Annotated in this window: 8 protein-coding genes; 6 read left to right on the plus strand and 2 right to left on the minus strand. The window is 55.2% G+C overall.

The window, feature by feature from the left end; genetic code table 11:
• Positions 1-42 precede the first annotated feature (42 nt).
• The 5 genes from CLV97_RS10040 to CLV97_RS10070 all read left to right on the plus strand — a co-directional run bounded on the left by CLV97_RS10040 (position 43) and on the right by CLV97_RS10070 (position 4,056).
• Positions 43-789: a hypothetical protein gene (locus CLV97_RS10040; RefSeq protein WP_106345390.1), complete on the plus strand. Its 747-nt coding sequence runs from the start codon at positions 43-45 to the stop codon at positions 787-789.
• A gap of 55 nt (positions 790-844) precedes the next feature.
• Entirely contained in the window at positions 845-1,768 is a 924-nt protein-coding gene (locus CLV97_RS10045; RefSeq protein ID WP_106345391.1) for a ketopantoate reductase family protein, read from the plus strand.
• 708 nt (positions 1,769-2,476) lie between these two features.
• A complete protein-coding gene (locus tag CLV97_RS10060; protein ID WP_106345407.1) occupies positions 2,477-2,959 on the plus strand; it encodes a DUF2975 domain-containing protein in 483 nt (160 codons plus the stop codon).
• A gap of 10 nt (positions 2,960-2,969) precedes the next feature.
• Positions 2,970-3,191, plus strand: a complete 222-nt coding sequence (locus tag CLV97_RS10065; RefSeq protein ID WP_106345394.1) for a helix-turn-helix domain-containing protein — start codon at positions 2,970-2,972, stop codon at positions 3,189-3,191.
• 28 nt (positions 3,192-3,219) lie between these two features.
• Positions 3,220-4,056 (plus strand): DUF817 domain-containing protein, encoded by an 837-nt coding sequence (locus CLV97_RS10070; protein ID WP_106345408.1) that lies wholly within the window; start codon positions 3,220-3,222, stop codon positions 4,054-4,056.
• Positions 4,057-4,320: 264 nt separating this feature from the next.
• On the opposite strand, the gene CLV97_RS10080 is transcribed toward CLV97_RS10070, so the two are convergent.
• Entirely contained in the window at positions 4,321-4,773 is a 453-nt protein-coding gene (locus CLV97_RS10080) for a VOC family protein (protein ID WP_106345396.1), read from the minus strand.
• Positions 4,774-5,144: 371 nt separating this feature from the next.
• On the opposite strand from CLV97_RS10080, the gene CLV97_RS10085 reads away from it, so the two are divergent.
• Positions 5,145-6,026: a manganese catalase family protein gene (locus CLV97_RS10085; protein ID WP_106345397.1), complete on the plus strand. Its 882-nt coding sequence runs from the start codon at positions 5,145-5,147 to the stop codon at positions 6,024-6,026.
• On the opposite strand, the gene CLV97_RS18360 is transcribed toward CLV97_RS10085, so the two are convergent.
• Positions 6,010-6,447 (minus strand): hypothetical protein (locus CLV97_RS18360; protein WP_211295724.1); only part of this gene is annotated, 438 nt, incomplete at its 5' end. The two genes, CLV97_RS10085 and CLV97_RS18360, sit on opposite strands and share 17 nt — an antisense overlap.

Genomic DNA, 6,447 nt, shown 5'->3' on the forward strand with positions numbered 1-6,447 from the left:
TTGATATCCGTTATAATTATTTTCTGACAGGAGATGTACCAGGTGTTGATGATCGATATCTTGATCGCGATCGTCGTCGGACTTCCTCTCTTGGCGGCAATTTCCACCCTGTTTGTCAGAAAGCGCTGGATCGTTCCGCTGCGGATCATCCAGGTTTGCTTTCTCCCCGTTGCACTGGTGTTGTTCGGGAATCTTTTCACTGAAGAGATCACGCCGGGTTTTCTGGAAGAACAACTGTTCATGTCGATGTTTGCATTCGCCTTTATGGGATCCCCGCTGATTGCCGTGGCAGTCCGGCAGAGGGAAATCCCCTGGCAAACCCATCCCTGTTTCGTTTGGGGAAGCGTCATTTCGCTCCTGACCCTGAGTGTTGCCTTGACATCTTATTTTCTGGCCTTGAACCGAGGGTGGTATATCGTCGAATCCGAGCATAAAATTCCGTTGTTATGGTTTCCCCTGTTCATGATGTTCCTTTCGATCTTGGCAGCTGTGTTTTCCGGCAGGGGGCGGGAGATGCTCCGGAACATCCGGTGGTTTCTTCTCCATTATGTGTTGGGTTTTGTTTTCTATCTGATGACGTCGGACATGACACTCAAGGAAATTATCGAAATGGTGAAAAATTACAGCTTGTATACCCTGGGGCTTGTGGCGGGTCCGATGTCGACCGCCGGCGCTCCGAGCCGAACGGGAAGAGTTTCTTGCCCCGAGTTCAATCCCTTCGGATGGATTTTTGCAACCATTTGCTTTGCGGGCTTTGTCATGGGACTGATAATTTTGAAGAAAATGTAAAGGGCGCTGCCTAAGGACGGACAAGCTTTCATTTTTCTCCGAGGTGGTGAAGCCAATGCGCGTACTGGTGGTTGGAGCAGGCGGAGTCGGCGGTTATTTCGGCGGAAGACTCGTTGAAAAGGGGGCCGATGTCACTTTCCTGGTACGCGGGCGCAGGAAGAAACAGCTGCAGGAAAAGGGGTTGGTGATCCACAGCGTTCACGGGGATTTCGCCTCCCCCGTCCGGGCGATCACCACCGGCGAGGAGGCGGCCCCCTTCGATCTGATCATTCTGTCGGTGAAGGCCTATCACCTGGAGGAAGCCATCCGGGACACCCGTCCCTACGTGGGGGATTCCACGGCGATTTTGCCGCTGTTGAACGGAATGTCCCATTTGGATCGGCTGGAGTCGGTTTTCGGCCGTGAAAAAATCCTGGGAGGACTCTGCCAGATCGAAACCACCCTGAACGATCGGGGAGAGGTGGAGCAATACAGCCCCTTCCATAACATCGTTTTCGGTGAGTTGGACGGGACGATCTCGGATCGGGTGAAACGGATCGAAGAACTCTTTTCCGGAGCGCGGATGACCGCCCAGTCGAGCAGGGAAATCCGGGTGGAGATGTGGCACAAATACGCGTTTATTGCCGCCTTCAGCGGAATGACCTCCATGATGCGGAGCAGCATCGGCCCCATCATGGAGGTTCCCTGGGGCAAAGAGACGTATCGGCGGCTGGCGGAGGAGATCGCCGCGGTGGCCCGTTTCCACGAACCTTCGCTGACGTCGGAAATCGGCGAGAGGGCCTTTTCCATTGCGGCGGCATTGGAGGCGCCGATGAAATCCTCCATGCTGAGGGACGTAGAAAGGGGAGGCCCGACGGAGACGGATCACCTGCACGGCTGGCTGATCAAAACGGCTCCGGAAGATCTGGACCTTCCCCTCCTGAAGGCGGTCTATGCCTCCATCAAGACCTATGAGGCGGGAAGAGAACAAAAGGGGTGACGGGAACAATGGGATGTTCCGCCGAGCCAATCCGGCGGAACAATCCTTTTTGGAAGGCGAGGGGAATTTGACTCCGGAAAAAGTTGCCGCAGTTTCACACGGAGGTCGGTCAGGAAGCGGTTCGGGGGCATTTCCCATCGAGGTCTGTTTGAAGAAAAGAGAAGAGCGAAAGGATGAAGGAGATGTTCCACAGCGGAACATCTCCTTTTTGTTCAGGTTTTATTGAGGGGTTTCGATGATGCGGACTCCCGCCGGATCCACGGTTTCGGAGGGTGGAGCCGGTGTGATCAAGTACACGGTGTCCAGACGGGGCCGTCCCCCTCGACAAATTGCAATCGCCACCCGCCGCGCATCGGGTGATTTCTCCCGCTTTCTCCGCCGCCTCAGCCTTCAGCCATTCGGCCAACATGCGGGGATCGGGAGAAAAGGGAATCCGCATCTTCATCCCGGCGATTACGGCCTCTGGTTCCTTGTCCACCGCATCCCGCCGTCGCTGCAATTCCAGGCGAAATGCTTTAGGGGCTGGACGGAGGTGTTCGGGGGGACCCGACTGCGCAACCGGGAGTTTCGGCACGTCCCTGCTCCGGAAACCGGAGTATATATTCCAAGCCGATATTTACATCATCCAAAACAATATTTTTTTATTGTAAAACGATAAATCCCGTGTTACATTCAAACTGATCCAGTCAACGAGTGAGGTGTTTGATGATGAACCGTGAACAGGGTTCCACGCTCTTTTTGAAATCGGTGATCGTGCTGCTCGGGATCGGGGTGCTGTTTTTGTGCGTCCTCCTGTACCTGAATATCGACGAAGCAGCGGATTCGGAGAAGGAGTTTGTCTTCCTGCATCTTCTTCTTGGGGTCTTTTACGCGTCGGCGATCCCCTTTTACATGGCCCTGCATCAGGCTTTCAAGCTGCTTCTGTATATCGACAGGAATGAAGCGTTTTCGGATTTGTCGGTCACGGCGCTGAAGAAGATCAAGCACTATGCCTTTGCCATCAGCGTGTTGTACCTGGTGAGCTTGCCGCTCTTTTACTATGTGGCGGAGAAAGACGACGCCCCGGGCATGTTGTTGATCGCCCTGCTCTTGGCTTTCGCCGCGATGGTGGTGTCGGTCTTTGCCGCCGTTCTTCAGAAGTTGCTGAAAAGCGCCGTGGAGATCAAGAAGGAAAACGATTTGACGATCTGAGGTGAAGTAAGTGGCGATTATCATCAATTTGGATGTGATGCTGGCCAAACGGAAAATGAGCGTGACCGAGCTCTCGGAGAAAGTCGGAATCACGATGGCCAACATATCGATTCTGAAAAACGGGAAGGCAAAGGCGATCCGCTTGTCCACGCTGGACCGAATCTGCCGGGTGCTGGATTGTCAGCCCGGAGACATATTGGAGTACCGCCCCGATGAGAACACACCGGAGTGACGGCGGGGGATTCCCGGTGGATTCCATGATGAGAGCGATCAAACAGCTCCTCCTGTTCGGCCGGGAGCAGGCCTTGTCCTGCCTGTTTCCCGCCGTGATATTCACGGCGTTGGCCGCAACCCGGGTGGTGACGCTCCCCCTTTTGCCGCGGTATGACTGGCTCCTTCTCATCTGCCTTTTGATGCAGTGGTGGATGGTGCGCTCCGGGCTGGAAACCCGGGATGAACTGAAAGTGATCACGTTGTTTCATCTGATCGGACTGGCTCTGGAGATATTCAAGACGCACATGGGCTCCTGGTCCTATCCGGAGGAAGGATATTTCAAGGTGTTCGGTGTCCCGCTGTACAGCGGTTTTATGTACGCCAGCGTGGCCAGCTATCTCTGCCAGGCGTGGAGGAGGTTGAAGGTGGAGCTGTTCCGATGGCCGCCGTTTTGGGCGGTGGTGCCTCTGGCGACGGCCATCTACCTGAATTTTTTCACCCACCATTTCTGGATCGACATCAGGTGGTGGCTGACCGGTCTCGTGATGATCGTTTTTTGGCGATCGTGGGTCCTGTACGAGGTCGGCGGAATCCGCTACCGGATGCCGGTCGCGCTGTCCTTTGTGCTCATCGGTTTTTTCATCTGGATCGCCGAGAACATCGCCACATACTTCGGGGCCTGGGAGTATCCGAACCAGGCTGAAGCATGGAGTCCCGTTCATTTCGGCAAGGTGAGCTCGTGGTTCCTGCTCGTGATCGTCAGTTTTCTGATCGTGGCGACATTGAAATTGGTGAAGGAAAACATGTCCCGGGAAGAGGAGGGGTCCGAAAGGACGGGTCAAAACAGAGGGCGAGTTGCGTCCCGGAAATCGGAGGGAGCTTGACTTTCAAGCGCAGGTTCGTGATCCGAATCCTGATGCATTTGTGAGGAGAGCGACGAAGGAGATGTTCCACAGCGGAACATCTCCTTTTTGTTCAGGTTTTATTGAGGGGTTTCGATGATGCGGACTCCCGCCGGATCCACGGATTCGGAGGGTGGATTTGGCGTGATCAAGTACACGGTGTCCAGACGGGGCCGGTCCCCCTCGACAAATTGCAATCGCCACCCGCCGCGCATCAGGGTGATTTCTCCCGCTTTCTCCGCCGCCTCAGCCTTCAGCCATTCGGCCAACATGCGGGGGATCGGGAGAAAAGGGAATCTTCATCTTCATCCCGGCGATTACGGCCTTTGGTTCCTTGTCCACCACATCCCGCCGTCGCTGCAATTCCAGGCGAAATCCCCAAGGGGTCCGGACGAAGGTTCGAGCATCGGATTCCTCTACCTGCATGCCCGATTGCCGGGCGCGGCTCGCGACGGCATCGTGCTCCTCTTCGTCCACCAGCATTCCCAAATGATCCAGACGGTCCCGCGTTCCATAGCCGAAGGTCACATTCACGTGGCTCCGGATCATTTCGATGATTCGGAACCGGATGCCGCGGTGACGAAAATCCTCCCAATCCAGCGGCGGATTCCTCAAAGCGGTGCGAAACTTCCGGGACCGGTAAAACCGCTCCATGGCTTCCGCCTTGTCTGTCCAGAAGTGGTAATGAAACAGCCGCATATGCGCTATCTCCTCCGATGGCCTCCGCTCTTCCCGGATTCCTAGCGGGGCATTACGATGAACAATATCCCCGGCGGACGCTGCGCCTCCAGGGTTCGCCTCCAAAAAGCGTTTTGTGTTTTCCTTCATTTCCATCCGGTGAATCAGACCAAACTTTCTACAGAGAGGAAAAGGTTTCCTTCAAGAATTGAACATGATAATTATTATAAAATAGTATTGACTATCATTTAATACTCATGATAAACTCAAAATTGCAGGGGTTGTCCACAAGGATCCGTCAGGTGGACAAGCGCTTTTCCCAACATCCCTGCGATGTTGGACGCGTCTGTCCCATCGCGTATCCATCATTTCCAGCAGGAGGGGTTTTTGTTATGTTTTTGAGGATCAACCGTTTGCAGGTGGAGCTGCCCAAGCCGAAGGAAGCCGACCCCAATGCCGGTGCGGCGGTGCAGGAACTTCTGGGGGGTCGCTTCGGTGAAATGTCCACCTTGATGAACTACATGTACCAGTCCTTCAACTTCCGCGAGCGTAAAAAACTGAAGCCCTACTACGACTTGATCGCCAACATCGCCACCGAGGAGCTGGGACACATCGAACTGGTGGCCCATACGATCAACCTGTGCGTCACCGGATCCACCAAGGATGAAGGGAACGCTCGCCTCCAAATCGCGAAGGATCTGCGCAACACGCATCACTTTATCGCCACCGGGCAGACGGCCACGGTAGCCAACTCCATGCAGCAACCCTGGAACGGGGATTACGTGTTCAACAGCGGCAACCTGGTCCTCGACCTGCTGCACAACTTCTTCCTGGAATGCGGTGCCCGCACCCAGAAGATGCGGGTGTACGAAATGACCGACAACCCGGTCGCCCGTCAAATGGTGGGGTACCTCCTGGTGCGCGGTGGAGTGCACGCACTTGCCTATGCCAAAGCGCTGTACACCCTGACCGGCGTCGACATGACCAAAATGCTTCCCATCCCCAATCTGGAGAACAACAAGTTCCCCGAAGCGCGCAAGTTTGAAGAGCAAGGGTTCCACCGCAAGCTGTACCGGTTCAGCCCGGAAGATTATAAAGATATCACCCGGATTTGGAACGGGGAACATCCGGACGGCGGTCTCCTGGAAGTGGTGGACGGACCTCCGGCCGGCGGCGAAATGCCCGATCTGGAGGCCGTCACCGAAGAATACGCGCCGGGCGTATCCGCCGAGGACATCGAGGAAATGGCCAAAAAGCTCATGCAGAAACTGTAATGTCCCTGACAGCACGGCGAGCCCCCGCTGGCTCGCCGTGTTGTTGTCGAAGCTTCGGGGTCGTTTTTGCAGGGGGTGCCATCCGGCGCTCGCCCGAGGCGTTTGGGCCTTTCAGTTTTTCGCGGGTCACGCGGGCCGAAGGCCCGCTTTTTTGGAGTTGGGCACATCCGAAAAAGGCTTGTTGGAAAGGAGCGGCTGGGGAGCGGTTTTTCATCCGGCCGGAGTCGGGGGATAAAAAAGCCCTCCCGACGAGGGAGGGCGAGATTGATGACAAACCCCCTGGCTCTTTTCGCAAGAAAAGCGCCAGGGGTTGCATGTTTATGGGAAATAAACAGATAAAGGAAATTAGATTTGGTAAATTAGGCGGATCACAAAGCCTTTTCCTCTCTTCGAGAGGAGCAAGGCCATTTTTTTGATGTTT

It is taken from the genome of Planifilum fimeticola (genome assembly GCF_003001905.1).
GTDB classification, from domain to species: Bacteria; Bacillota; Bacilli; order Thermoactinomycetales; family DSM-44946; genus Planifilum; species Planifilum fimeticola.

Bases quoted from the DNA above. Each gene is read 5' to 3' on its own strand.
- CLV97_RS10045 (WP_106345391.1), top strand. From the start codon at position 845: ATGCGCGTACTGGTGGTTGGAGCAGGCGGAGTCGGCGGTTATTTCGGC.
- CLV97_RS10060 (WP_106345407.1), top strand. From the start codon at position 2,477: ATGAACCGTGAACAGGGTTCCACGCTCTTTTTGAAATCGGTGATCGTG.
- CLV97_RS10070 (WP_106345408.1), top strand. From the start codon at position 3,220: ATGAGAGCGATCAAACAGCTCCTCCTGTTCGGCCGGGAGCAGGCCTTG.
- CLV97_RS10080 (WP_106345396.1), bottom strand. From the start codon at position 4,773: ATGCGGCTGTTTCATTACCACTTCTGGACAGACAAGGCGGAAGCCATG.
- CLV97_RS10085 (WP_106345397.1), top strand. From the start codon at position 5,145: ATGTTTTTGAGGATCAACCGTTTGCAGGTGGAGCTGCCCAAGCCGAAG.